Raw genomic sequence first — 25,871 nt, 5'->3', positions numbered from 1 at the left:
GCAGCTATCGCCAGTGGAGTTTGAAAAGCGCTATTTCCAGAGCTTGGAGAGTGTCTAGGAAAGCCGGGGCGATTCAATCTTCGGGACTGATAAGTTTGGCACAATCTGGCAAATCATCCGACACCAGGATAAAACGAAAAGTATCTCTCTGAATGACACCCCTATCAACGAGAGCTAAAATATCGTGAGCGATCCATTTTCCGTGCACTGACTTCTTAACAACCACCCCAATACCGCTTATATCCTCTTTATAAAAATCTAACCCCGGAATATCCATGGCGTCACCTACAACTCCAAACTCTTCGAGAGCTTTTTCCACGCCACTGTAGTCTCCCCTATAAGGCCATCTCCACTCCCTTTCATGACTCCAATCAATCGGCTTTGTTGATGCTGGATTATAAGTTACGTATCGGTACTGCTCACGCTCGGGAAGCACTTGTGAATCGAATATCCTGGGGCCAGCAATCTTTGTTATCTAGGCCGTAGATAACAGGGTTGGCGCCCACTTTAAAAACATTTTTTTGGGAAAAATGAGTGCAAATTGACTCATCGCCTCCCCGCGTCGGTGCCGTGCCTCTCCCGTTTCAAGAAAAGCAGCTATTGGCATTTCCGTAAAGCAAACAGCAGGGTCAGGCCCGTATATTGTTCGTACATTATTGCGATACGACCATGTAGCCCACAGACGCCCAGACCTTATTGCACACCGCAGCATAAACAGCGACGAATACTTACAGTCTTCGATAACATTTCCCCACCCCATATGCTCAGCATAGACAATTGAATTGCCACCATTAAAATCAATATCACGAAAGAAATGAATCAACCAATCAGACAAATCAAAGCGTATGGAATTTATGCCCATTCAAAATCATCCCAAATAATTATTAAGCAACATACTGCGCTGCAGTGCCCTGTCGCGATAGCGCGTCATATACTGCCATGTTTTACCAACTTAGCTCCTCTGTAATTACGGTAATCGCGACACCGTCAGGAAAAAACACTACGAATTGACGACAACCTTGCCGCCTTTTTGAAGTCAAGGCGTCCCGGCAACGCTACCCATTTTTCCACCACAGTGTTTTCTGGCCTAGGGCAGACACCAATGCATTTCGGATAAACGCGCTCAAACTCGACCTCCTATTAGTTACAATAAAAGCTGATATTAAAACAACACAAGGAGCGCCAATCGAATAAGGGAGGCGCAAAACACTTCCACGCAAGCCATTCGAACAGCGACTATAGTTAAGTCCGGCCAAAGAAACTTGCTCTGAGTATTGACACTCACGGGCCAGTCAAAAATCGTCAGACACATACCACGGGAGCTAAGTATGTCTACGCCAAACGAATGGAACAACCTTGTCCCTATTCAAAACCGCCTTGAGTCACCAAATAAAAATGCTCGCAGGCCATCAACAACGCTACCCACGCATGTAGTAATCCACGTCACAGGAACCGATAGCCTGCCATCTGTAAGAAAAACCTTCCTTGCATCAAACTCGGTCAGCGCTCATTACTTGATAACCAAAGAAGGTGAACTCTTTCAGTTCGTTCCTGATGCATCTCGTGCCTGGCATGCTGGTATCGACTCCAACACAAGGAGTCTCTATAAGAAAGGTCAAGAAAAGTGGCAGTGCTATCTGAAGTATTTCAACTGGTATAAGGGCTACCCTAAGGATGCGATTTATGTCGACGGTGATCTCAAGCCTGTCTGGGACAAAACTGAGGCAGCTTTCGTCGCACGAGCTGACGGCCTACCTTGGCCAGAATATAGCTATTTTAATGAGCGATGGCCCACTGAAGACCTACCAATAAATTTCGACACTGATCCAGATCCAAACAACTATGCCATTGGCATAGAAACCCTCGACTTCGGCTCAAAGAAACATGACTCAACCGTCTATACAGATAAAATGTATAAAACTCTCGAACACCTTGTTACTGACATTTCAAAAAAGTATTCGATACCAATGATTAAAGGCCGAATCGTAGGCCATGAGGATGTGAACCCGATAGGCCGGTTCGGCTGGGATCCTGCTCCAGGCTTCGATTGGTCAGTCGTGACCAAATGACACGAAAAGATCATTCCACGCGACAGCAGGCTCTGATAAGTCAGAGCCTGTTGAGAGGACAACTAGATCGGGGGGAGTAAATTACTTATAGCCCTACCACGCGAATACAACCTCCCCCCCCACACCCTATCACATACTCTATTGCTGACTTCTTACTTCAAGACCTATATCTGCATCAGCTTTAATATCAACAGGTTCTGAAAATGGCGAATTTCCGCCAGAGGCAAACCCACCATCCATATCAAATTCAACCAGCTCTCCCGCAACATAAAAATCCGAAGGAGAGGACAAATATAAATTCTTATTAGAATCCCATCGTGCATTAAGCCCTGCCCCTAGCTCTCCGTTTATTGACTGCAAAACACCATCCTTTATTTTCGCACTGACATCCCCCCCCACAACCGTATCAAATGAAAGCTTAGCCTCAAACCCTCTAATCAGAAGAGCACGATACATGACAAGCCGCCCTGGCTTGGCTAAATCCTTCTTTAGTGGCGCATCAGCCGGAAGAGCTAGAACCGCTTGCTCGAAAGGCCCCTCCACCAAAGTATCCCACTTCATCATTGCCACTTTAACTTCTACGCTTTTTGCTTTTTCTAGCTCCGCCTTTAACTCAGCGGATAGAGGAGCAATATCCGAAGCAAATGTTGTCGTCGCAGCACCTGTGAACTTCGTTATGTTATTACCTTGACATTGAAACTCACTACCATTTCTCATCCACTCAGCACCGGACGGAACAGATGCTGACTCCCACCGTACTCTGTAGCCGCCACCGGCCTCAGATGCTTGGCGCCAAATAGATCCAGGGCCTATTGAGTTTGATGGGCCAAAGAATAGAATTTTCTCTCCATTTAAGTCACTAAATGCGCAGTCCTTAGCCACATCTGCCCAAGCGGCTTTTGCGTCATGGCGACAACCTGCTACAGATACTGCCAACATGAATGATGAAATCAGACCAACGTATTTAAGGCTATTCATAGCGGCACGAACCTCCATTAATTGCTGAAAAGTTTCCCGACGTCTAAATTATATTGATCACCCTTATCGACTCCCCCGACCCTTGCCTGCCTGATAATCTGACGCAGCTGCCAGCCACGTTCTGGCCCAGGGGCATCCAAAGTATGGGGATCGATATAAGCAAGTTTTGCGGCAACTAACCAGGCTACGCGGGGCGCTGCAAAGCTAGTCCCGCATATATCTGCACTAACCAATCCATCAAATGAAAAAACAAACGGATCTATGCGTTTCGAGTTGACAATACTTGAGCGACATTGAAGCGCCCCTTCGCGGGTAGTATTCATTACCGCAATAACATCTTGACTCTCTACAGACCTAGCCGCAAACCACATCTCTTGAGAAGCAGCATTGTGCGCACAAGAAGTGCATTCCTCCTTATATGCTAGATAGGGGCGGCACTTAGGGCAATCGGCTGATGATGAATTACCCGCCGCCGCAACCAAGATCCCTCTATTGAAATCGAACGAAGTGAATTTATTTCTTAATTTTGGAGTCGTCCATGAGAAATTTACGACATATGGATTCCCTGTAGCTGTCGCATATAAATCTGCAAAAATCAACACCGACTCAATAATTGCTTTATCAGTCTTCAAGTTAGAAATACCAATATCACCAGGCAACCGAGAAACAATTTCTTTAGCTGTTTTCCGCAAACGATTTACGTCGTCGACCGGGGGCGCAAAATCCCCTCTGGCATCCAGCATAAAATCATCAATCAAACGTAAAGTTATCAACTCCTCGAGAATCGGCTTTGAATTTTTCTGAGCAATTGACAACGGGAAATACACAACCTTCACTCGATTATTCTGCCAGTCTTTATTGGGCTCCATATCCGTCAAGACGGATAATGATTTCTCTATCGAGCGGGCATGGAATTTTTCCTTAGGAAAGCTTGTCATCTGGCGAGATAAAGCAAACTCTCCGCTGACGCCTATTGGATACAGAAATTTTTTATTGATTCTTTGCAATGCAGTGGAAAGAAACTCTACAGAGTTTCTATAGGCCTCATCGCTTGGCCAACCATCATCTAGCACGATGAGCACGGACTCTTGATTAGGCTGACTCGAAAGCCGCCGACTTATTATTTCCCTCTCGGACTGCGATGGAAATGAGCCTAGCGCATTCCCACCTCCGCCCGCAGAGTCTAGAGTGACAACTAAAGACTCCGCTTGGACTTCTGCGGCGCCCTCCCCCCACGCCAAATAGCTATCCTTCTCCACTGAGTCACGGGGAAGCCACATGTATTGAACAGTAAGAGGAGCACCATCCCGCATCGCTGATGAATTAGCAGGGCGTTCAGTAAACGCCATAGCCTTAGGGTTAAAGGACTTATACGACACCACATCGCGCAACGCAGGATATACACTGCTTATAGGTATTGCATTATTTTGATTGAACCGACTTGGTTTTTCCAAAGCCATACGAGGAAGCGCGGGAATTTTCAATCGACTTCCCACTTTAATCTCTTCAGGTTTCTCTAGGCCATTTAACTCGAGAATCTTACTTTCAATAGCGGCATAAGATTCAGCTGAATTTCTTTGACCAAAGCCGTACTCACGTAGAACAACATTAGATATGGCATCATTACTCAATACAGGTACTTCACGAGAAATATCTGACGAGAGAGCCTCGCTCAAAGAAAGAGAGGATCTAAGGCTAGCACCAGACCAGTTAGTCCCACCCTTGCCTGATTGGCCATTCCTTGGTGAAGCAAATGCACTATCAACGTCAAAGTAACGCGCATCAATAACCCTACGAACAAGAACAAAGTCGTCTGGAGGCGGCTCAATAGGCTCAGCAAAAGATGCGGTAGCTAATAATGACAGTAGAAGGATAGCCTTGAGGGGTAAAAACCACCTCGCGACCATCCAAATACTCGATTGATTATTGACGTCAAGCATGATGACACCTTCCCTAGGGTGCGGTGATCCTTCTCGTATGCTGAGCCTTACCGATTTTTAAGCTAGTCGAGGTGTTATAGAAATCAAGCCAACGAGAACTGCAATTACCCACTAGAGTAGGTTTTCTTCGGCCACTAAGAGCGGTAGCCCATTGCAGGGTTAATGAGCCCCGCCCCAGTGTGTCTGGGCTTCAAACTGTGTGATTGCCACTAGAAGACAGTTACAAAGCCACGCAGCTTGCAGCACCAGTTCAGATCCCTCTTAGGGATTTGAACCCAGATCCTAGCCGGCCATCAGGCATGCCTGCAGGGCTCACGAACTGGGCGGATTGGATACGCCGGAAAACGCTTTACAAAACCCCAACGATGCTTAGACTTTTGGCCAACCGCACGATATCTACCAAATCCAAGTGACCTGCGAATAGCGCTGGAAACACTGGGGTTTGCGGGGCTCAGGGGGGTTAGGCCACATCTCCCCCCGGCTCCACCAAATAAACCCCTGATTTTCCTAGAGAAATTCAGGGGTTTTTTCTTTGGGTGTCGAAAAGGTGTCGAAACTCCAGTACCGTCGCAAGCCACACAAGGATCGGTGCAGGCATGAGAACAACCCTGATTCAGACCCGGTACGACCCTCTGACTGCAATCCTACTGCTCAGCCTTAGCGCGGTAGTGCTCCTGACAGTCTCAGCCGGGAGCTGCGAGAGCGTAAACCAGCTTCTAAATGGTCTGTCTGTTTGGATTCCAGGGCCAGAAAAGCTAGCCAGCAAGACGCCGCACGCTTGCCAGACAAAAGCGATGCATAGCGTTTTCTGGCTAGTAGTGAATCCAGCAGCGATAATTTTTGCCCCTTTTTTCGCTTATTCCAAATCGAATAAACGTATGAAATCAGGGGCCGTGGTTTTTATCTGCATTGTGGGAGGAATGATGCTCGGGGGCCTTTTCGACGGCGCCTTGGGCTCCTCAAGTCGCTTTTCGCGGGTAATGAAAGGGGACGTGATCGCCAACTATCTGGCCAACATGATGATCCTAATGGTGGCAGCATCAATGTGGTTCAGCGCGGTATCGGCACTCATCGCAAGCAGGCGGAGGAAAGCGGACCAAGCCTGATTGCATCCTGCAGATGATCCGGCGCCAGGTGCGCATAGCGCATGGTCATGGCCAAGCTGGAGTGCCCCAGAATTCTCTGCAGGGTGAGGATGTTCCCACCGCTCTGGATGAAGTGGCTTGCGAAGGTGTGCCTCAGTGCATGGGCGGCCTGCCCTTTCGGTAGCTCGATGGTCGTCCTGGCCAGGGCTCGACGGAACGAGGTGATGGCCGAGTTGGGCTGGCCATGCTCTCTCCAGTGACGAACGATCTTGGCTTCCAGCTCGGACGTGATTGGCACTGATCGAACCTTGCCGCTCTTGGTCCCGCTAAACGTGATCACCCCATTACGCAGTCCGGTCGGTTTGAGCTTTTCGGCCTCTGACCAGCGCGCACCAGTGGCCAGACAGATCAGGGTGACGATCTCCACATGCGGGTTATCACAGCCTCTGCGGATCTCAGCCAGTAGCTCGGCAATCTGATCGTTTGTCAGCCAGGACAACTCACGCTCCTGGATCTTCAACGGCTTCACCAGGGACAGTGGATTGGCGTAGTCGATGGCGCCCAGGCCACGCAATTCGTTGTAGACGGCTCGCAGATACCCAAGCTCATTGTTGAGCGTCTTAGGCGACGTGCCCTGCCCTAACCTGATCCGACGATAGTTCGCGTAGGTCTCGACTCGACCGATTCGCTCGATACGCAGGAACGCACGCAACTGCTGGCCCTGCTGCGCAAGCTGTACCGAGAAAGTCCCTGAAGGCTGCCAACCCAGTCCACTGGGGCGGGGCTGAACCGAAATCCGCCGCCCGAGGCCAGGTGCCGACAATGCCGAGTTGAACTGGGAGTTTTGCCCGCTCCAGGGCCCAGCTAAAAATATCCTCGTTCGTCTTTAGCTATATCCATAAAAAACGCCCTGAATCACGTCAGGGCGTTCCAGGGTTGCTTGAGCGTCAGGCTCAGTTACGCGGTGGGCTGAGGGTCTTGAGCTTGTCCATCACTTCCTGAACCTTCAGTGTCTGATAGCTGATACCGGCCGCGTTCAGGCTTTCGCCGGACTGATAGGGGTACTCAGGAATGGTGGCCATGAATTCCTGCAGCTTCTGCTGCACCGGCACGAAGGTCCACATCTGCTCGGCATACCAGCGCAGATAGCCCAGCTCACCATCCTTCCACATCGTCTCGTAGGGGTCGGCCTTGAGGTTGATGATCAAGGGCCAGGAGGTGACCTTGCGGCTGCCCGTGGCGATGTTGCCATCGACTGTGGCGAAGTGGATCTTCCAGTCGCCGACGCGCACGGCATTCAACTCACCGCCCTGGCCGAAGTAGTAGATCTCCTTGCGCGGACCTTCCTTGCTTTTACCGGTCAGGAAAGGCAGGAAGTTGTAGCCATCCGGATGGACCTTGAAGTCCCTTCCGTTGGCCTTGTAGCCCTTCTTGAGTTTCTCCACCACATCAGGCTCGCCGGCTGCTGCCACCAGGGTCGGCATCCAGTCTTCCTGGGAGATGATGGTGTCGGAGATCTGCCCCGGTTTGATCTTGCCCGGCCAGCGCACCATCATTGGTACGCGGAAGGCGCCTTCCCATGTGCTGCCCTTTTCCCCCATGAATGGAGAGATAGCGCCATCCGGCCAGGACACTTTCTCGGCGCCGTTGTCAGTGCTGTAGATGACGATGGTGTTGTCGGCGATGCCCAGCTCGTCGAGCTTGTCGAGCACCTGACCGACATAGCCGTCATGCTCGACCATGCCATCCGGGTAGAGGCCGACGCCGGTCTTGCCGACGGACTCCTTCTTCAGGTGGGTCCAGATGTGCATGCGGGTGGAGTTGTACCAGAGAAATACCGGCTTATCGGCCTTGACCTGGCGTTCCAGGAAATCCATCGCCTTGGTGTGCACTTCCTCGTCGATGGTCTCCATACGCTTGGAAGTCAGCGGCCCGGTGTCCTCGATCTTGCCATCAGCCGTGGCATGCAGCACCCCGCGTGGGCCGAATTTCTTACGGAACTCCGGATCCTTCGGATAGTAGTAACCCTCAGGCTCTTCCTCGGCATTGAGGTGGTAGAGGTTGCCGAAGAACTCGTCGAAACCGTGCTTGGTCGGCAGGTGCTCATCCTGGTCGCCCAGGTGGTTTTTGCCGAACTGGCCAGTAGCGTAGCCCTGCTCCTTGAGCAGGTCGGCGATGGTCGGTGTCCAGTCCGGAATACCGTGCTTCGAGCCAGGCATGCCGATGGTCAGCAAGCCCGTGCGGAACGGATGCTGGCCGAGGATGAACGAGGCGCGCCCCGCCGTGCAGCTGTTCTGCCCGTAGGAGTGAGTGAACTGCATGCCCTCCTTGGCGATGCGGTCGATATTGGGGGTTTGGTAACCCATCACGCCGAGGTTATAGGCGCTAATGTTGTGCACGCCGATGTCATCACCCCAGATGACGACGATGTTGGGTTTCTCCGTTTGCGCCAGGACCTGGGTAGGCCCCCCGACGCCGATTGCAGCCACGGCTGCCAAGGCCAAGATGGTCCGTTTCATCGGTGACTCCTGAATGCAAGTGTTGGTCGTACATTGCCTGCGTACTGCTTGCAGCCACCAAGGCCCAGGTGAAACTTAGGGCCTTGATGTTCCATAACAACCGACCCGGGACAGCCTTTTCCTCCAGATCGGTCGACGGATACCTTGCGCGTCGCGTGCTGGTGTTCCGTACGCGCTGTTATTCCGAACTCAGGGTTGTGGCGCCTCGAACGGGTACACGCGCTGCCACTCCTTGGCCATGTCCACCACCGTCCAGTTGCCTTGCTTGGCCGCAACCAGCGCCTTGTCCAACTTGCCGACCTTGGACTCGCGGTCGTAGGCCCACTCGCGCTGGGCATCGGTGTGGTGCACCAGGCCCATGAAGCGTTTGCCGTCGCCGGCAGCGGTCCACTGCAGCATCTGCAGGTCGCCATCGGAGTTGCCGAAGGCGAGGATCGGTCGGCGACCGATGACCTGGTCGATGCTCACCGGCTTGCCCGGGCCATCATCGTTGTGCAGCAGTTTGGGCTGGCGCAGGATCGACAGCTTTCCGTCCTGGTCCTGCAATTCGGTGACGAAGGTGGTGCCGATCACCTGCTCCGGCGGGATGCCGTAGACCTCCTCGGCGAAGGTGCGCATGAAGGCCACTTCGCCACCGGAGACGATGTAGGTCTTGAAGCCGTTGGCGCGCAGGTAGTCGAGCAGTTCCAGCATCGGCTGGAACACCATCTCGGTGAACGGCTTGCCGCTTTTCGGGTGCTTGGCCTTGGCCAACCAGGCTTCCGCGCGGGCCGAAAACTCCTCGGTGCTGATGCCGGTGTGGGTGGCCGCGAGTATCTTCATCAGCCCCTCCATGCCACTGGCCGCCAGGGTTTCCTTGTCACCTTCGAGCAGAGCCTTGAACGGTTGGGTGGTCTTCCACTCCGGATGCTCCGGCGCCAGACGCTTGGCCTCGTCGAAGGCGAACAGCACCTGGAAGTACATGGGCTGCTCGCTCCACAGGGTGCCGTCGTTGTCGAACACGGCGATGCGCTCAGCTGGCGCGACGTAATCCTTGGAGCCTTCCTCGGTCACGGCGGCGACGAACTGGGTGATCGCCTTTTTGGACGGGCCGTCCTTCCAGGACGGTAGCGGCTCGGTGGCAGAGGCCAGCAACGGCAGAACGGTCAGCAGGGCCAGTAGCCAGCGCCAGGTCACGAGAGGGGATAAGGTTCTGTTCATCGGGCGTCCCTGTAAGTAGAGCCCGCCACAGGCTGGCGGGGGTTGATGGGCAAGAGTCCCTGGCCGGGCGCGCTAGGTTGTTGCCTAAGAGCGCTGCGCTTCAGTTCGGGCAAAGCCTGCTGCAATGCCGCAAGCGCTTCTTCGGGCCTGGCGGCAGAGCCGTAATTGGACTTGAGAAACGTTAGCAGTCGCTGTGCGGATGGGTCGGAAATTTTCCTGGCCACAGCGCCAAGTGTTCGAGCATCCAGGCTGCGCCGTCCCCAGAGGTAGAGCGCACCGACCTGCGCCGGTCGGCCACGCAGCTGCTGGGCCACCTGTTGCCAGGCGAAAGCCGCGGACTGCAGGTAAGTCTGCTGGCGCCGACTGCGCCAGGCGCGCCAGGCTGCAGAACCGCGCCGCCACCAGGGCAGCCCCCAGTAGATGACGAGCCCACCCAGCACGAGCAGCGCGGCCAGCAACAGCCAGTACTGAGCAATATGGATACGCGCGCTCTGGCCCAGCGCCCGCAGGTCCTCGGCAATCGAGAAAGGCGCCTGGTAGGCAGGCTCGGCGCTGGCCTCGATATCCTGGGCCGGCACTGTCGCGGTGCGCATCTGGTTGGCGGCCATGTCCCACCACTGCAGCTCGATGGCCGGCAGTTGGTAGGCGCCAGGCTGATCGATGACATAGCTGACCTCATCCACCCGGCGGCCGCCGCTGACATTGCCACGGCCATCGTCCAGCGGGCCGACCTGAGGCGTTTTCACATAGCGCTGCAGACCTTCGACTTCCTCGAATGGCGGGGCCGGAAGGCGCATGGCCTGCGCGCCCTCGGCCTCGAGGGTAAGGCGCCGCACGACACTGTCGCCGACCCGCAGCGGGCTGTGCGATGGCTCGATCTGCTGGGTGAATTTCAGGTTCCGGGCCATCAGTACCTGCTGGCCTTCGGCAACACCCTCGGGCTGACTGGCGACAAAATCCAGCGGTACCGTCTGCACCGTGACCGGGCCGCTGCCCTGCCCCGGAACAGTCTGGATCGGCAGTGGCGGAATCTGGAACTGCTGGGCCTGGTTCGGGGTGATCTGATAGGTGAAGCGCAGGCCGAAGAACGTGGTGCCTTCACGCTGCAGGTTCAGGTGCAGGGCCTCGCTGCTCGGCGGCGTGACCTGGGCGCCGGGCAGATCCAGCTTGGGCAGCTGCGGCGCCTCGGTGAACCAGGTGTCGGTCAGTACATCGACCTGCAGATTGAGGGTGCCACCGACCAGCGCCTTGCCCTCCGGCACCAGCTGCGCCTCCACCAGCACCTGAGGCTCGGCCAGCGCCAGCAGCGGTTGTAGACCGAGCAGCAGAAGCAGCAACAGGCGCTTCATGGCTGCGCTCCTGCGGCCTGTCGGCGCGTGCTCTGGATGCGGAATTTCTGCTGCAGGAACTTGGCCGGCGAGGTGGTCAGGTTCTGCAGCCAGAGGGCGTCGGAGGCGGCCTTCTGCGCGTCCATCTGGCCCTCCTTGCCTTTGCCGGGCTCCTTGTCGAACTCGATCTTGTCCGGCTCCATCTGTGGCGCCACTTCCTGCTGTTCCTCGAAATCCTTCTGCAGGGCGATGGCCAGGGCCAGATTGGCGGCGGCCTCGGGGAACTGTGGCTGCAGCTTCAGCGCCTGCTTATAGGCGGCAATGGCAGCGGGGTACTTGAGCAGATGGGCATAGCTGTTGCCCAGGTAGAAATAGCCAGGCGCCGTATCGACGCTGGCGAAGCTGGCCAGGGCCGCCTGGTAATCGGCGCCGCGGTAGGCGGCCAGGCCCTTCCAGTAAGGATCATGGAAGTGCGCGGCGGCCTGCGGGTAGTGCTCATGCTCGAAGGCCCAGCGGCCCTGCTGGTCCGGGGTAAAGAAGGCATCGGCCAGGGCCCCGGCCTGCACCGGTGCGCCCGGCAGGCCCAGACCACAGGCCAGCAGCAGGCCGGCCAGCCAGTTGACGCTCCAGCCACGGCGCACACAGAAGAAGGCGATCAGTGCCAGCGGCCAGCACAGCCAGTAGCCGGCATCCTTCCAGTGCACGTCCTGCTCGTCACCACTGACGGCCTGCAGGTGCTGCTGGGCGTGCAGTTCGATCCAGTCCAGGTCATCGTCGTCCAGGGTCAGGCTGCCCAGGGGCGCATCGGCGGCGCTGGCCAGCTTCTTCAGGCCCTCGGCATCGAAGCTACCCAGCACCGGCCGACCGCTGGAGTCGGTCCGCGGCATGCCCTCGGCATCGCGCAGCGCGCCGCCATCCTCATGTCCAACTGCCAGTACCAGCACCTGCAGCTTGCTGCCCTTGAGGCTGGCGGCCACTGCATCCAGCTGCTCAACATCGGCGCCGTCGGTCAGCAGCAACAAGGTGCCCGGTGACTCTTCGGCGGCCAGCAGGCGCTTGGCCTGTTCGATCACCCCGACCACATCCTTGCCGGGCGCATCCAGCAGCCCGGTGCCCAGTGCCTGCAGGAAGCTGTCGAGCAGCTGCGGGTCCTGGGTCGCCGGCAGCACCAGATGCGCCGTACCGGCATAGGCGATCAGCCCGGTCTTGGCCCCGGCGCGGCGCTGGATCAGGTCGTGCAGCTTGTGCTTGACCGCTTCCAGGCGCGAGGGCGGCATGTCGCTGGCATCCATCGACGGCGACAGGTCAACCGCCAGGATCAGTGGCGCGCGATCCTCCAGAAAGTCCGGGCGGTCCTGCTGCCAGGTCGGCCCCGCCGCCGCCAGGCCGCCGAGGATCAGCAACGCCGCCAGCAGGTGAATGGGGCGCAGCCGATGGGGATCGTCAGGTGTGATCAGCAGGTGCTTGAGCAGATGCGGGGCAACCGGGGCAGCGCGCAAGGCCGACAGCCGTGCCCGGTTCCAGGCGAACGGCAGGGCGATGCCGAGCAGCGCCAGCAGCAGCCACAGCGGGCGCAGGAAGTGGAAGGCGGCGAGGTCGATATCCATCAAACCTCCTCTGCCGGTCTCGGCACGGCCGCGCGCGCCAGGCGACCACGCAACGCGGCCAGCACCTGATACAGCGCCAGCACCAGCAGCGCCGCGCCGAGAGGCCAGCAGAACAGGTCGCGCTTGGGCTGGTGGCTGAGTTTCTGCACCTTGTGCGGGGTGATGCGATCCAGCGTGGCGTAGACCTGATCCAGCGCGGCGCGGTCGTCGGCGCGGAAGAACTGGCCGCCCGTGGAGCTGGCGATGGCCTGCAGGATGCCGAGGTCGACCTTGGCCTCGCCGGTGGCAGCCGGGTCGCCGATGCCGATGGTGTGCACGACGATGCCCTTGTCCGCGGCCATCTGCGCCGCGTGCTCGGGGGTGATGGCGCTGCCGGTGTCGTTGCCGTCGGTGAGCAGGATCAGCACCTTTTCCTGCTCCTGGGCCTTGTCCAGCAGCTTGATGGTCAGGCCGATGGCATCGCCGATGGCGGTGTTCGGCCCGGCCATGCCGGTGGCGATCTCGTCGAGCAGCAGCTGCAGGCTGGCGTGGTCGAGGGTCAGCGGCGCCTGCGGGTAGGCGCCGGTGCCGAACACGATCAACCCCAGGCGATCATCCTTGCGCCGCTCGATAAAGCCCTGCACCACCTCCTTCACCGCGCTCAGGCGATCCACGCGCTGACCGCTGGCGTTGCTGTAGTCGGCGGTCTCCATGGACTGGGAAATATCGATGGCCAGCATCAGGTCGCGCACCGGCTGTTCACGCTCGATGGGCTTTTCCACCAGTACCGGTCGCGCACAGGCGACCACCAGCAGGCCCCAGACCAGCAGGTTGAGCCACAGCTGCCAGGCATTGCCAGCCGCGCCCGAGGCCTCCGGCTTCTGCCCGACCGCCCGGCTCATGGCGGCGAAGAACGGCACTCGCAGCGCGCTGCGCGCCTCGCGATAAGGCGCCAGGTAGCGATAGCCGAGCAGCGCCAGCGGCAAGGCCAGCAGCACCCAGGGGTAGTCAAGCTGCCACATGATGCTTCTCGATCCAGTGCCGGCTGTGGTGCAGCAGCGCCTGCACATCCTCCTGGGCCAGCGCGCGCAACTGCGGCTCCGGAGCGTAGGCCAGTGTCGCCAGGCGCTGGCTGAAATCCGCCGGCAGCGGCGCCGGGCTGGTGCGTTGCAGGAAATCCTGCCAGGCGCTGCCGCCCAGCGTCGCCACATTCGGCCGACCGGGCATGGACAGCGCCACGCGCTTGAGCAATTCGGGTAGTTCGCGCAGCGCCGGCAGACGCTGCCGGTCATCGGCAAGGGCCTGCTGCAGCTCGGCCAGCCGGGCCATGGCCTCGCGCCGATAGCGGTCACGCCGCCAGCACCACCAGCGCCAGGCGCCCCAGGCGAGCAGGGCCAGCAGCAGCACGCTGGCCAGCACGGCCCAGCCCCAGGTCTGCGGCCAGTAGCTGACTGGCGGCGCCGGCAGCGCCAGTTCCTGCAACTGGTCGAGGTGCGGCGTCTTGTCCGTGCTCATCGCCGCCCTCCGGCCGCGCGGCCCAGCTCGCTACGTAGCTGCTCGTGGGTGTCTGCGCCGGTGCTGAGCATCATCAGCGGCACCTGGCTGCGGCGCAGCAAGGTGGCGACTTCCTGCAGCCGGCCGCCGAGAAAATCACCCAGCGGCTGGTGCACCTGGCGTCGCTCGACCTCCAGCTCCACCTGCAGCTCGCCCTGGGTGACCATGATCCGCCCGCGATCCGGCAGGTTCAGGGCCAGCGGGTCGTACACCTGCATGGCAATCACATCGTTATGCGTGGAGAGCTGGCGCATCAGCTGCAGGGTGCGCGGTCCGGCGCCGGCGAAGTCGCTGATCAGGCAGATCAGGTGATCGTGCCCGGCCATGGCCAGGCAGGTCTGCAGGGCGCGGTCGAGCTGCGGTTCGTTCTCCGCGTCGGGCAGGTCGGCGGCCAGCGCCTGGTTCTGCCGGACGATGGCGGCGCACAGGGCCTCTACCCGGCTGCGGCTGCGGATGGGGGTGATGCGTTCGATGCGGCTATCGTTGAACACCAGGCCACCGACCCGATCACCGCCATGGAAGGCCATCCACGCCGAGAGCGCGGCCAGCTCGGCGGCGGTGACCGATTTGAAGCTGCGCTGCGAGCCGAAGAACATGCTCATGCGCTGATCCACCAGGATCAGCACGGGGCGATCACGCTCCTCGGTGTAGCTGCGCACGAACGGCTTGCCGTAGCGCTGGGTGGCACGCCAGTCGAGGTGACGCAGGTCGTCGCCGGGGTTGTAGTGGCGCAGCTCGTCGAAGTTCAGGCCGCGCCCGCGCAGACGCGAGGCATGGTTGCCGGAGAGGATGCTGGAACGCGGCTGGCTGCCCTGGAAGCGCAGGCCGAACACCCGGTGTTCCAGCCTCATCAACTGGGCCAAGGAGGCGTAGACGAAACCATCCGCAGTCGCTGTCTGGGGCATGACCGACTCCTCTCCCGGCTCAGGCCGGGATCGCCACCTTGTCGAGCAGGCGGTCGAGCACATGGTCGTTCGTCACCCCGTCGGCCACCGCGTCGTAGGACAGCAACAGGCGATGGCGCAGCACCGGGTGCAGCACGGCGCGCACGTCGTCCGGCGAGACGAAGTCGTTGCCTTCAAGCCAGGCATGCGCGCGCGCCACGCGGTCAAGGCTGATGCCGCCACGCGGGCTGGCACCGATATGAATCCAGCGCGCCAGGTCCTCGTCGTAATCGGCGGGGAAGCGCGTGGCGTTGATCAGGTCGATCAGGTAGCGGTCGATGGTTTCCGCGACATGCACGCGGGTGATTTCCCCGCGCGCGGCGAAGATGGTTTCCTGGCTCAGGCGCACACTCTCCGCGCCCTTGCCTGCGGCCTGTTCCTCATCACGCAGCAGGCGCAGGACCTGAGTCTCGTCGGCGGCCTTGGGATAGGTCAGCAGCACCTTCATCAGGAAGCGATCCATCTGCGCCTCGGGCAACGGGTAGGTGCCCTCCTGCTCGATGGGGTTCTGCGTGGCCAGCACCATGAACAGCGCTTCCATCTTGTGGCTGGTACCGGCCACGGTGATCTGCCGCTCCTCCATGGCTTCCAGCAGCGCGGCCTGGACCTTGGCCGGCGCGCGGTTGATTTCGTCCGCCAGGATGACGTTGCCGAACAGCGGGCCGGGCTGGAACTTGATCTGGTTGCGCCCTTCGACCTGCTGCAGGATTTCCGCGCCGGTGATATCCGAGGGCAGCAGGTCGGGGGTGAACTGGATGCGGCTCATGTGCGCTTCCAGGTGCTGGGCCAGGGCCTTGACCGTACGCGTCTTGGCCAGGCCGGGCAGGCTTTCCAGCAGCACGTGACCATTGGCGAGCAGGCCGAGCAGTACCTGGCGGATCACCTCGTCCTGACCCAGGACGGAACGGCTGATGCTGGACTGCAGCGCAAGAATGTCGTCGCGGGTACTCATGGGAGGTCCTTTTCACAGTGTCGTGGCGGCGGGCGTGCGCACGGATCTTTGCAACAGCCTAGCCAAACAGGCTGTACAGGTAGTCATCCAAAAGAACCATTCAGCACTTAGCCGGTAGCCTAGACCATGAGTCACCAGCTGATTGCCACGTGACGCATGGCCAGCACTCACTCGCCTGTGCTCTTATCTGGGCACAATCACCCGTGTCGAACTGCCGTCCTGTTTTTTTCGCCGCGCTAGACTCAGCCCAGCCCGTCAGCCTGACCTCGCTAAGGAACAGCCCTTGCCCCTGCATCGCCTGCTCATCTGTTTCATGCTCACCGCCCTGTCGAGCCTGACCGTACAGGCCGACTCCAGCCAGCCACCGCAACTCGCCCAAGACCCGGCCGGCTATGCCCCCGCCGCTAGCTGCCTGGGCTGCCATGCCGAGCAGGCCAAGGCCTGGGAAAACTCCGACCACGACTGGGCCATGCGCGAAGCCAAGGCACAAAACATACTGGGCAACTTCGCCAACGCGCAGTTCGATGAAGCCGGGGTCAAGGCGCGCTTCTTCCGCAAGGGCGAGCAGTTCTTCGTCAACACCGAGGGCGAGGACGGCCAGCCGGCCGATTTCCAGGTGCTCTACACCTTCGGCTACGACCCGCTGCAGCAATACCTGGTCGCCCTGCCCGGCGGGCGCCTGCAGGCCCTGACCATCGCCTGGGACAGCCGGCCCAAGGCTGCCGGCGGCCAGCGCTGGTTCTCCCTCTATCCAGGCCAGCGCTTCGCCCCCAACGACCCGTTGCACTGGACCGGGCGCTACCAGAACTGGAACGCCATGTGCGCCGACTGCCACTCCAGCAACCTGCAGAAGCACTACGACGACCAGCACGACACCTTCGCCAGCACCTGGCACGAACAGAACGTCGGCTGCCAGGGCTGCCACGGCCCGAGCCAGGCCCACGTCGACTGGGCGCAGAAGAAAACCGACAAACCCTACAGCTCGGCCAAGGACATCGGCCTGGCCGTGGACTTCAAGGCCCTCGGCGGCCAGGGCCTGATCGAGCAGTGCGCCTTCTGTCACAGCCGCCGGCAAACCACGGGAGTCGGCCAGCAGCCCGGTCACCCACTGCTCGACAGAGTGCTGCCATCCACCCTCCGTCCCGACCTCTACCATGCCGACGGGCAGATCGATGGCGAGGTGTACGTCTACGGTTCCTTCACCCAGAGCAAGATGTACCAGGCCGGCGTGACCTGCACCGACTGCCACGACCCGCACAGCACCAAGGTCAAACTCGAAGGCAACGGGCTGTGCCTGCAGTGCCACCAGGAGCAACCGCCCAAGGAACGCTTCCCCAGCCTGCAGGCGAAGAACTACGACAGCCCCGAGCACCATCACCATGAGCCCGGCACGCCCGGCGCCCAATGCGTCAGCTGCCACATGCCGGAGAAGACCTACATGGTGATCGACCCGCGCCGCGACCACAGCCTGCGTATCCCGCGCCCCGACCTGGCCGCGAAGGACGGCAGCCCGGATGCCTGCACCACCTGCCACACCGACCAGCAGCCGGCCTGGGCGGCCAAGGCTATCGAAGGCTGGTTCGGCACGCCGGCGCGCCCGCCGCACTACGGTGAATCCTTCCATGCCGTGCGCCAGGGCAGTGCCGACTCGCTGCAACTGCTGGGCGATCTGATCAAAGATCTCGGCAAGCCGGTCATCGTCCGTGCCAGCGCCGCCGAACAGCTGGCCGGCTTCGGCGAACCGGCGCTGCCCAGCCTGCGCCAGGCCCTGGCCGACGACAGTCCGCTGGTGCGTGCCTACGCCGCCAGCGGTTTCATCAGCCTGCCCCCGGTGGCACGGGTCAAGGAACTGTTGCCGTTGCTGGATGACGCCAACCGCGCGGTGCGCGACGAAGCCCTGCGTGCCCTGGCCGGGATTCCGCTGATCGCCCTGCCAGAAGACCGCCGCGAAAGCTTCAGCGCGCAACTGAATGACTACGAGAAACGCCTGCGCGGCAACGCCGACCTGCCCGGCAATCGCCTCAACCTGGCCGTGCTGCTGGAACGCCAGGGCAAGCAGCTGGAAGCCCTGGAGCAGTATCGCCAGGCCCTCAAGCTCGACCCCTACTTCATCCCCGCACGGATGAACCTGGTGACCCTGGCCAACAACATCTTGCGTCCGGACGAAGCCGAACAGGTTCTGCGCGATGGCGTGGCCCTGGAAAACATGCCGACCGCCGACCACGGCAACCTGGCCTACATGCTGGCCTTGCTGCTGGTCGAGCGCGGCAAGGCCGAGGAAGGCGCCAAATGGCTGGGCATCGCCGCCGAGGCCTTGCCGCAGAACCCACGCATCCGCTACAACCAGGGCCTGCTGCTGTTGCAACTGCAGCAACCGGAACCGGCACGCATGGCTCTGGAGGCGGGGCTGGAACAGGCGCCCGACGATGCCGACCTGCTCTACGCCATGATCTATCTGCACGGCAGCCGGGGGCAGCGCAACCAGGCGCTGCCCTATGTGGTGCGCATGCAGCAGGTGGCCCCCGACGACCCACGCCTGGCCCAGGCCAAGCAACAGTTGGGGCTGGGCACCATCAAAATCCCCTAGCAGCGGACAAACGGACGAAGCTTGGCGTGAATTGGCAAACCAATGGCGCGTTAGGGTAAACGCGCAAAGCGTGCTTGGCGGCACTCTGGACAGACTAAAAACAACAACAGTCTGTCCCTCGCCTCTGGTGAGGAAGGAGCCCAGCGATGCTTCGCTATCTCGTACTGCCCGGCCTGTTCCTCGGCATGTGCCTGCTTGGCGGCCTGATCGTGAACCAGGAGCGCCCTGCTCCAGCCTTTGGCCCTTCGCACATGGTCGTCAGCCTGAACGACGTATTCCGCTAAGCGCTCGCAGTCTTAGCGCGTGGCGGCGAGCAGTTGCTCGGCTCGCCAGTACTCCCCTTGCCACAATCCGGCGATGCGCTCGGCGCGGCCCAGTGCGACCGGGGCATTGTCGAAATCCACCACCAGGCAGTGATCGGCATGCTGCGGGCGCCCACCCAACTGCTGAAAACGCCCATCGCTGAACAGCCATAGATAGCGCCGCTGCCCCGGATTACGCCGCCGCGCCGCGCTCAGCAGGCGCTCGGCCTCCTCCAGCCCACGCAGCAACGGCGAACCGCCGCCACCGCCAATCGGGGCAATCCACTCTAGGTTGCAGGCCGCCGCCTTGCGCGGTGCCTGCAGCACGCGCGCCTGGCGCCCGGCGAAGGCGATCACCGCCAGCTCGCTGCGGCGGCGATACAGCTGGGCGCTCAGTTGTGCCAGCAGACCCTTGGCCAGCGCCAGGTTATGGCGTTTGAGCATGGAGCCGGAGCAGTCCAGCAGCAGGCAGTGCAGTTCGCCGGCCGTGCTGGCACGGCGCTGGAACTGCAGATGTTCGTAACCCAAGGCGGCCTGCCCCTTGCGCAGCAAGGTGCGTGGCCAATGGATGCGCGCATCCTGCGCGGCACCCCGGCTGCGCGCCCTTGGCCCAAGAGTGGCGCGACTGGCCTGGGCGCCGGTTGCCGGGCGCGCGCTCAGGGCTTTTTTAGCGGCAGCGCCCGCGCTTCGACCGACTGGATCGGCACTGCCTGCGGCGGCAGTTCGCCCCACTCGCCCGCAATCTCTGGTGCATGAGCGGCGCCGCTGGCTCCCGACTGTGCCGGTGGCTGCTCGGCCGGCGGCACCTTGCGCCGATGGGCCAGCACCAGCTCGGCCACGGCGGCCACATCCTCAGCGCCGATCTCGTCGCGCTGCTGCCAGGCGGCGTGGGCGGCCGCCGCACGCAGCAGCACCAGGTCGGCGCGCACGCCCTCGACCGCAGCGGCATGGCACAGCTGGCTGACCTGGCGATACAGCGCATCACTGAATTCCAGCGAAGCGACTCGTGCCCGCGCCGTCTCCAGCAGCGTCACCAGCGCCTGCTGGGCATCACGATGACGGGCGACGAAGGCCTGCGGATCGCGGTCGAAGGCCAGGCGGCTGCGCACGATGGCCTCGCGGGTAGCCGGGTCGATCTGCGCATCCAGGCGCACGAACAGGCCGAAGCGATCCAGCAGCTGCGGGCGCAGCTCGCCCTCCTCCGGGTTCATGGTGCCGACCAGGGCGATGCGCGCCGGGTGCTGATGGGAGATGCCGTCGCGCTCGATGCGGTTGACCCCGCTGGCGCACACGTCCAGCAGCAGGTCGACCAGGCCGTCGGGCAGCAGATTGACCTCGTCGACATACAGCACGCCGTCGTGGGCGCGGGCCAGCAGGCCCGGCTTGAACTGCACCTCGCCGTTTTGCAGCGCCGCCTGGATATCCAGCGAGCCGAGCAGTTGCTCCTCGCTGGCGCCCAGCGGCAGGTCGACGAAGCGTTGCCCCGGCAGCAGCTCGGCCAGGGCGCGGGCGCTGGTGGACTTGGCGGTGCCGCGCGGGCCTTCGATCAACACACCGCCGATCTGCGGGTCGATGGCCGCCAGCAGCAAGGCGAGTTGCAGCTGCGGCTGGCCATGCAGAGCACTGAAGGGATATGGGGTCATGGTCATTCTTCCAGGTGCTGTTCGGCAGCCAGCAGGTGCTGTTCGACCTGCTCGCGGTAGTCGCCCGGCTCGGCCCAGAGGCCGCGCTGCATGGCTTCCAGCAGGCGTTCGGCGATGTCGTGCAGGGCGTCGGGGTTGTGCCGTTCGAGGAACTCGCGGCTGGCCGCATCGTTCAGGTAGGCGTCGGTGAGGCTGGCGTACTGGTCGTCACGCACCACGCCGGTGGTGGCGTCGTAGGCGAACAGGTAGTCGACGGTGGCGGCCATCTCGAAGGCGCCCTTGTAGCCGTGGCGCTGCACGCCGGCCAGCCACTTCGGATTGGTCACCCGCGCGCGCATGACCCGGCTGATTTCCTCGGACAGCGTACGGATGCGTGGCGCCTCGGGGTTGCTGTGGTCTCCGAGCAGAATTGCCGGCTGCGCCCCGGACAGGTGGCGCACCGCCGCGCTCATGCCGCCCTGGAACTGGTAGTAGTCGTCGGAGTCGAGCAGGTCGTGCTCGCGGTTGTCCTGGTTCTGCACCACCGCCTGCACGCCGCGCAGGCGCCGCGCCAGGCCCTCGCGCAGCGGCTCGCCATAGTGCTGCTGGCCGTAGGCGTAGCCGCCCCAGTTGAGGTAGGCCTCGGCCAGGTCGGCATCGCCGTCCCAGTCACGCGAGTCGATCAGCCCCTGCAGGCCGGCACCGTAGGCCCCGGGCTTGGCGCCGTAGATGCGGTAGCCGGCCTGGCGGCGGGCATCGGCCTCGCTCAGGCCGCCGGCCTGCAACTCGGCGGCCTCGCGCAGGATGCGCGCGCGGATCGGGTTGGCCTCGGCGCTCTCGTCGACCTGCGCGGCGACCTTCTGCACCGCCGCGTCGAACAGCTGCATCACGCCGCCGAAAGCATCGCGGAAGAAGCCGGACACGCGCAGGGTCACGTCCACCCGTGGCCGGCCCAGGCGACTGAGCGGCAGCACCTCGAAGTCACTGACCCGCCAGCTGCCCTCGGCCCACAGTGGGCGCACGCCGAGCAGCGCCAGGGCCTGAGCGATGTCGTCGCCGCCGGTACGCATGGTCGCCGTGCCCCATACCGACAGGCCGAGGCTGCTCGGATAGTCGCCGTTGTCCTGCAGGTAGCGCTCGATCAGCAGCGCCGCCGATTTCTCGCCCAAGGCCCAGGCAGTCGGCGTGGGCACGGTGCGAGTGTCCACCGAGAAGAAGTTGCGCCCGGTGGGCAGCACATCCGGTCGCCCGCGCGACGGCGCGCCGCTCGGCCCCGGCGGCACGAAGCGCCCGCTCAGGCCGCGACACAGCTGGTACAGCTCCTGTTCGCCACAGGCGGCCAGACGCGGGCGCAGGTCCTGCTCGACCCGTTGCAGCACGGCGGCGGTATGGGAGTCTTTTGTGGGAGCGAATTTATTCGCGATAGACGCCGGCGCGGAGTTGCCCGGATCGCGGATAAATCCGCTCCCACAAGGCTGTTCGGAGCGTTCCAGCAGGCTCAGCGCCAGCAACTCCAGACGCTCGCGGGTATCACCCAGGGTGCGCCAGGGCTCGGCGCTGATCTCGACCAGCACGGCCGGGCGTGCACCGTCCCAGGACTGACCCCAGTCGGCATCCAGCGGATCGAAGCCGCTGCCCGGCAACAGGTCGCGGGCCAGGGCGCGGATCAGGCTGGCGTTCGCTCCTTGGCCATCGGCCACACCATGACGCGCCAGCGCCAGCAGGGTGTCGCGCAGCAGGCGGCCCTCCGGCGAGGCGCCAAACACATGCAGACCATCGCGGATCTGGCTTTCCTTGAGGTCACACAGGTAGGTGTCGGCGCGGTTGAGCAGCAGTTGCTCCTCCTCCGCATCACGCGGCGCCGCCAGGCCCAGGTCGGCGTGCAGGTTGTGCTCGACCAGCAGCGCCAGCACCTGTTTGCGCAGCAGCTCGGCGCGCCGAGGGTCAAGAGTCAGAGCCTCGTAGAACTCGTCGATCAGCCGCTCCAGATCGCGGGTCGGGCCATGGCTCTCGGCGCGGGTCAGCGGCGGCATCAGGTGGTCGATGATCACCGCCTGGGCGCGGCGCTTGGCCTGGCTGCCCTCGCCGGGGTCGTTGACGATAAAGGGGTACAGATGCGGCATGGGGCCGAACACCAGCTCCGGCCAGCACGTCTCGCTGAGCGCCACACTCTTGCCCGGCAGCCATTCCAGGTTGCCGTGCTTGCCGACATGCACGATGGCATCGCTGCCCCAGGCGCTGCGCAGCCAGCAGTAGAAGGCCAGGTAATAATGCGGCGGCACCAGGTCCGGGTCGTGGTAGTTGGCCAGGGCATCGAGCTGGTAGCCGCGCGCCGGCTGGATGCCGACGAACACGCTGCCCAGGCGCAGCCCGGCGATCATGAAGCGGCCCTGGCGCAGCATGGGGTCGGCCTCGGGCGCGCCCCAGCGTTCGACGATGGCCGTGCGATTGGCCTCCGGCAGCGTGGCGAAGAAGGCCAGGTAGTCGGCCATGGCCAGGCTCTGCCGTGCCGGGCGCAGGGCCCAGTGATCCGGGTCGTTGGTCACGCCCTGCCTGAGTTCACGCATCAGCGCATCGCCGTCAGCGGGAATGTCTTCGACCGCATAGCCCTCGGCCGCCAGGCGCTGCAGGATGGCGATCACCGAAGCCGGCGTGTCCAGGCCGACGCCGTTGCCCAGCCGACCCTCGCGGGTCGGGTAGTTGGCCAGGATCAGCGCCAGGCGCTTGTCGCCGTTGGCCTTGCTGCGCAGGCGACACCAGCGCTGCGCCAGTTCGGCGACGAAGGCGATGCGGCTCGGCTCGGCCTGGTACTCGACCACATCGCACTGGGTACGCTCGCAGCGCCGGCCCAGGCCCTTGAAGCTGACCGCGCGGCTGATGATGCGCCCGTCCACTTCCGGCAGCGCCACCTGCATGGCCATATCGCGCGGCGCCAGGCCGTGGGCGTCGGCCTGCCAGCTGTCGCGGTTGCCGCCGGAGAGCATCACCTGCAGCACCGGGATATCGCCGACCAGGGCATGGTCGCCGGGGTCGTCCATGTTCGCGGCGGCAAATGCCGTGGTGTTGAGGATCAGCGCCACCTGCTGCTGCGCACACAGTTCGCGCAACGCCGCCAGGCACTGCGCATCCTTCAGCGACAGCAGCGCCACCGGCAACGGATTGAGCCCCTGAGCCAGCAGCGCGTCGCACAGTTCGCTGAAGGCGCGGGTATTACCGGCCTGCAGATGCGCCCGATAGAACAGCAGCGCCACGCAGGGCGCGCCAGGTATCCACTGCTCGCGCCAGGCCGCGACACCGGCCAGCTCCTGCTGCGGGTGGAAGATGGCGAACGGCGGCAGCGTGCGCACTGGCGGCACTGCGCCAGGCAGGTCGAAGAAGCGCGCACCGAGGTAGGCGTACAGAGCCCGCGCATTGCCCGCCCCGCCCTCGCGCAGGTAGCGCCACAGCTGCTGGCAGACGTCCGCCGGCACCGTGCTGCGCGCGGTGAGGTTGGGGTCTTCGCTCATGTCGCCGGAGAACATCGCCAGGGCGATGCCGCGCCGCTGGCACAGCTCCACCAGCTGTTCGGTGCCGTAGGGCCAGTAGCTTTCGCCGCCCAGGTGGTCGACCACGATCAGCCGCGCGTGCTGCAGCACTTCGTAGATATACAGGTCGATGGAGGCGTGCTGGCGCAGGTGCAGCAGGTTGGCCAGGCGCACGCTGGGGTAGTCGCCCGCCGGGCAACAGGCGGCCAGCAGCGCCAGGGTGGTGTCGGCGGCGCTGAGGATGACGATGTCCGCCGGGCTCTGCTCGAGACGGGTGATAACCGAACCGTCCTCGACGAATCCACCCGGCAGCGCCGTCAGCATGTGCATGGTTTAAGCCTCGACCACGGCGCCGCGCAGGGCCTGTTCCAGCACGGCGGCATCCAGATCATGACCGATCAGCACCAGGCGCGTGGCCGGGGTTTCGCCCTCGGCCCAGCGGCGGTCGAAGTAGGCGTCGAAGCGCCGGCCGACGCCCTGCACCACCAGGCGCATGGGCTTGCCCGGCAGGGCGACGAAGCCCTTGATGCGATACAGGGTGTGCTGCTCGACCAGATGTTCGAGCAGGCCGAGCAGACGGTCGCGGTCGACCAGCGGCAGGTCGACGACGATGGAGTCAAACTCGTCGTGATCGTGGTCGTGCTCCTCGCCCTCGCCGTGCTCGTGATGGCCCTGGCGCAGGTGGATGCTCTCCTCGGAGGCGCTGGCCAGGCCGAGCAGCAGGTCAGGGTCGAGGCGGCCCTGGTCGCTGGCGATGATCTTCACCTGCGCCGGAATCTCGCCGCGCACCAGGGTCTCGACCTTGGCGATGGCGTCCACATCCACCTGATCGGTCTTGCTCAGCACCACCAGATCGGCGGCGCACAGCTGGTCTTCGAAAAGCTCGTGCAGCGGCGACTCGTGGTCCAGATTCGGGTCGGCGCGGCGCTGCTCGTCCACCGCCTTGGGGTTGGCGGCGAACTGACCGGCGGCGGCGGCCGGAACGTCGACTAGGGTGACCACCGCATCCACGGTGCAGGCGTTCTTGATCTCCGGCCAGTTGAAGGCCTGCACCAGCGGCTTGGGCAGGGCCAGGCCAGAGGTTTCGATGAGGATGTGGTCGATGTCGCCACGGCGCGCGATCAGCTCGCGCATCACCGGGTAGAACTCTTCCTGCACGGTGCAGCACAGGCAGCCGTTGGACAGTTCGTAGAGCTGGCCGGCGGCCTCATCCTCTTCGCAGCCGATGCCGCAGCCACGGAGGATTTCGCCGTCGATGCCGAGCTCGCCGAACTCGTTGACGATCACCGCAATGCGGCGGCCGCCGGCGTTCTGCAGCAGGTGGCGCAGCAGCGTGGTCTTACCGGCGCCGAGGAAGCCGGTGACGATGGTGACGGGGATCTTGGCGGACATGGGCGTGGTTCCTGTGGGTCAGTCTTCGAAAACGGGAATGCGGGCGACGAAGTGGCCCTTGATACCGGCGGGCCAGTCGCGGAACGGCACCTGGCCGGTTTCCGATTGCCGGTAGTGACGCGCGTAAGCGACCAGCGCAGCAGCGGACTCGCTGCCGGGGGCGAGATCGCCGAGCACGTAGGTGATCTTGCCGGGGGCGCGCAGCAGCGCGGTGCAGCGGCGCTGGCAGGCCATCAGGCAGCGGGTGCGGCGCACCTGCAGCGCCGGCTCGGCGGCGGCCAGGGCTTCG

Annotated in this window: 21 protein-coding genes; 4 read left to right on the top strand and 17 right to left on the bottom strand. The window is 62.2% G+C overall.

Translation table 11 applies throughout. The features are described from left to right. Nucleotides 1-73: 73 nt before the first annotated feature. On the bottom strand, nucleotides 74-319 hold the full coding sequence (locus AYB31_RS21650) for a hypothetical protein (RefSeq protein WP_153020777.1): 246 nt from the start codon (nucleotides 317-319) through the stop codon (nucleotides 74-76). A gap of 1,009 nt (nucleotides 320-1,328) precedes the next feature. Between AYB31_RS21650 and AYB31_RS21315 the strand changes: the two genes are divergently transcribed. Then, nucleotides 1,329-2,069 (top strand): N-acetylmuramoyl-L-alanine amidase, encoded by a 741-nt coding sequence (locus AYB31_RS21315; protein WP_082805390.1) that lies wholly within the window; start codon nucleotides 1,329-1,331, stop codon nucleotides 2,067-2,069. Between the two features lie 138 nt (nucleotides 2,070-2,207). Here AYB31_RS21315 and AYB31_RS21645 read toward each other — a convergent pair whose 3' ends face one another. Further along, entirely contained in the window at nucleotides 2,208-3,047 is an 840-nt protein-coding gene (locus AYB31_RS21645; protein ID WP_153020776.1) for a hypothetical protein, read from the bottom strand. 17 nt (nucleotides 3,048-3,064) lie between these two features. Beyond that, nucleotides 3,065-4,987, bottom strand: a complete 1,923-nt coding sequence (locus tag AYB31_RS21640; protein ID WP_153020775.1) for a hypothetical protein — start codon at nucleotides 4,985-4,987, stop codon at nucleotides 3,065-3,067. A gap of 596 nt (nucleotides 4,988-5,583) precedes the next feature. Between AYB31_RS21640 and AYB31_RS21635 the strand changes: the two genes are divergently transcribed. Next, a complete protein-coding gene (locus tag AYB31_RS21635) occupies nucleotides 5,584-6,093 on the top strand; it encodes a hypothetical protein (RefSeq protein WP_153020774.1) in 510 nt (169 codons plus the stop codon). Here the strand turns inward: AYB31_RS21635 and AYB31_RS20790 are convergent. The 9 genes from AYB31_RS20790 to AYB31_RS20750 form a co-directional block, all read right to left on the bottom strand. Further along, complete coding sequence (locus tag AYB31_RS20790; protein WP_153020773.1) at nucleotides 6,056-6,784, bottom strand: phage integrase; 729 nt, start codon at nucleotides 6,782-6,784, stop codon at nucleotides 6,056-6,058. The genes AYB31_RS21635 and AYB31_RS20790 overlap by 38 nt on opposite strands. Before the next feature lie 241 nt (nucleotides 6,785-7,025). After that, nucleotides 7,026-8,591 (bottom strand): arylsulfatase, encoded by a 1,566-nt coding sequence (locus AYB31_RS20785; protein ID WP_082805388.1) that lies wholly within the window; start codon nucleotides 8,589-8,591, stop codon nucleotides 7,026-7,028. Between the two features lie 189 nt (nucleotides 8,592-8,780). Further along, nucleotides 8,781-9,791 carry an HAD family hydrolase gene (locus AYB31_RS20780; protein WP_068830915.1) on the bottom strand — a complete coding sequence of 337 codons (1,011 nt, stop codon included), beginning with the start codon at nucleotides 9,789-9,791 and terminating at the stop codon, nucleotides 8,781-8,783. Beyond that, nucleotides 9,788-11,140, bottom strand: a complete 1,353-nt coding sequence (locus AYB31_RS20775) for a BatD family protein (RefSeq protein WP_068830914.1) — start codon at nucleotides 11,138-11,140, stop codon at nucleotides 9,788-9,790. Before AYB31_RS20775 ends, AYB31_RS20780 begins: the two co-directional genes overlap by 4 nt. After that, the gene (locus AYB31_RS20770; RefSeq protein WP_068830913.1) at nucleotides 11,137-12,726 is read right to left on the bottom strand and encodes a VWA domain-containing protein; all 1,590 of its coding nucleotides are present in this window, start codon (nucleotides 12,724-12,726) and stop codon (nucleotides 11,137-11,139) included. The genes AYB31_RS20775 and AYB31_RS20770 overlap by 4 nt, the downstream gene beginning before the upstream one ends. Beyond that, nucleotides 12,726-13,727 (bottom strand): vWA domain-containing protein, encoded by a 1,002-nt coding sequence (locus AYB31_RS20765; protein ID WP_068830912.1) that lies wholly within the window; start codon nucleotides 13,725-13,727, stop codon nucleotides 12,726-12,728. Before AYB31_RS20765 ends, AYB31_RS20770 begins: the two co-directional genes overlap by 1 nt. After that, on the bottom strand, nucleotides 13,714-14,220 hold the full coding sequence (locus AYB31_RS20760) for a DUF4381 domain-containing protein (RefSeq protein WP_068830911.1): 507 nt from the start codon (nucleotides 14,218-14,220) through the stop codon (nucleotides 13,714-13,716). The genes AYB31_RS20765 and AYB31_RS20760 overlap by 14 nt, the downstream gene beginning before the upstream one ends. After that, a complete protein-coding gene (locus tag AYB31_RS20755; protein ID WP_068830910.1) occupies nucleotides 14,217-15,164 on the bottom strand; it encodes a DUF58 domain-containing protein in 948 nt (315 codons plus the stop codon). Before AYB31_RS20755 ends, AYB31_RS20760 begins: the two co-directional genes overlap by 4 nt. Before the next feature lie 19 nt (nucleotides 15,165-15,183). After that, a complete protein-coding gene (locus tag AYB31_RS20750; RefSeq protein WP_068830909.1) occupies nucleotides 15,184-16,155 on the bottom strand; it encodes an AAA family ATPase in 972 nt (323 codons plus the stop codon). A gap of 313 nt (nucleotides 16,156-16,468) precedes the next feature. Between AYB31_RS20750 and AYB31_RS20745 the strand changes: the two genes are divergently transcribed. Together AYB31_RS20745 and AYB31_RS21745 are read left to right on the top strand one after the other, a co-directional pair. Further along, nucleotides 16,469-18,742: a cytochrome c3 family protein gene (locus AYB31_RS20745; protein WP_068830916.1), complete on the top strand. Its 2,274-nt coding sequence runs from the start codon at nucleotides 16,469-16,471 to the stop codon at nucleotides 18,740-18,742. A gap of 146 nt (nucleotides 18,743-18,888) precedes the next feature. Further along, a complete protein-coding gene (locus tag AYB31_RS21745) occupies nucleotides 18,889-19,026 on the top strand; it encodes a hypothetical protein (RefSeq protein WP_161489395.1) in 138 nt (45 codons plus the stop codon). Nucleotides 19,027-19,038: 12 nt separating this feature from the next. Here the strand turns inward: AYB31_RS21745 and AYB31_RS20740 are convergent, their stop codons facing one another. The 5 genes from AYB31_RS20740 to AYB31_RS20720 all read right to left on the bottom strand — a co-directional run. Further along, nucleotides 19,039-19,572 (bottom strand): vWA domain-containing protein, encoded by a 534-nt coding sequence (locus AYB31_RS20740; RefSeq protein ID WP_201787433.1) that lies wholly within the window; start codon nucleotides 19,570-19,572, stop codon nucleotides 19,039-19,041. A gap of 128 nt (nucleotides 19,573-19,700) precedes the next feature. Continuing rightward, a complete protein-coding gene (locus AYB31_RS20735) occupies nucleotides 19,701-20,693 on the bottom strand; it encodes an ATP-binding protein (RefSeq protein ID WP_068830907.1) in 993 nt (330 codons plus the stop codon). Continuing rightward, nucleotides 20,690-24,520, bottom strand: a complete 3,831-nt coding sequence (gene cobN, locus AYB31_RS20730; protein WP_068830906.1) for a cobaltochelatase subunit CobN — start codon at nucleotides 24,518-24,520, stop codon at nucleotides 20,690-20,692. Before cobN ends, AYB31_RS20735 begins: the two co-directional genes overlap by 4 nt. Nucleotides 24,521-24,523: 3 nt before the next feature. Next, the gene (gene cobW, locus AYB31_RS20725) at nucleotides 24,524-25,582 is read right to left on the bottom strand and encodes a cobalamin biosynthesis protein CobW (RefSeq protein ID WP_068830905.1); all 1,059 of its coding nucleotides are present in this window, start codon (nucleotides 25,580-25,582) and stop codon (nucleotides 24,524-24,526) included. Nucleotides 25,583-25,600: 18 nt separating this feature from the next. Further along, nucleotides 25,601-25,871 (bottom strand): DUF1636 family protein (locus AYB31_RS20720; RefSeq protein WP_153020772.1); only part of this gene is annotated, 271 nt, incomplete at its 5' end.

The organism is Pseudomonas sp. BMS12 (assembly GCF_001592875.1).
Taxonomy (GTDB): domain Bacteria; phylum Pseudomonadota; class Gammaproteobacteria; order Pseudomonadales; family Pseudomonadaceae; genus Aquipseudomonas.
This window is presented reverse-complemented; position numbering and strand designations above follow the sequence as displayed.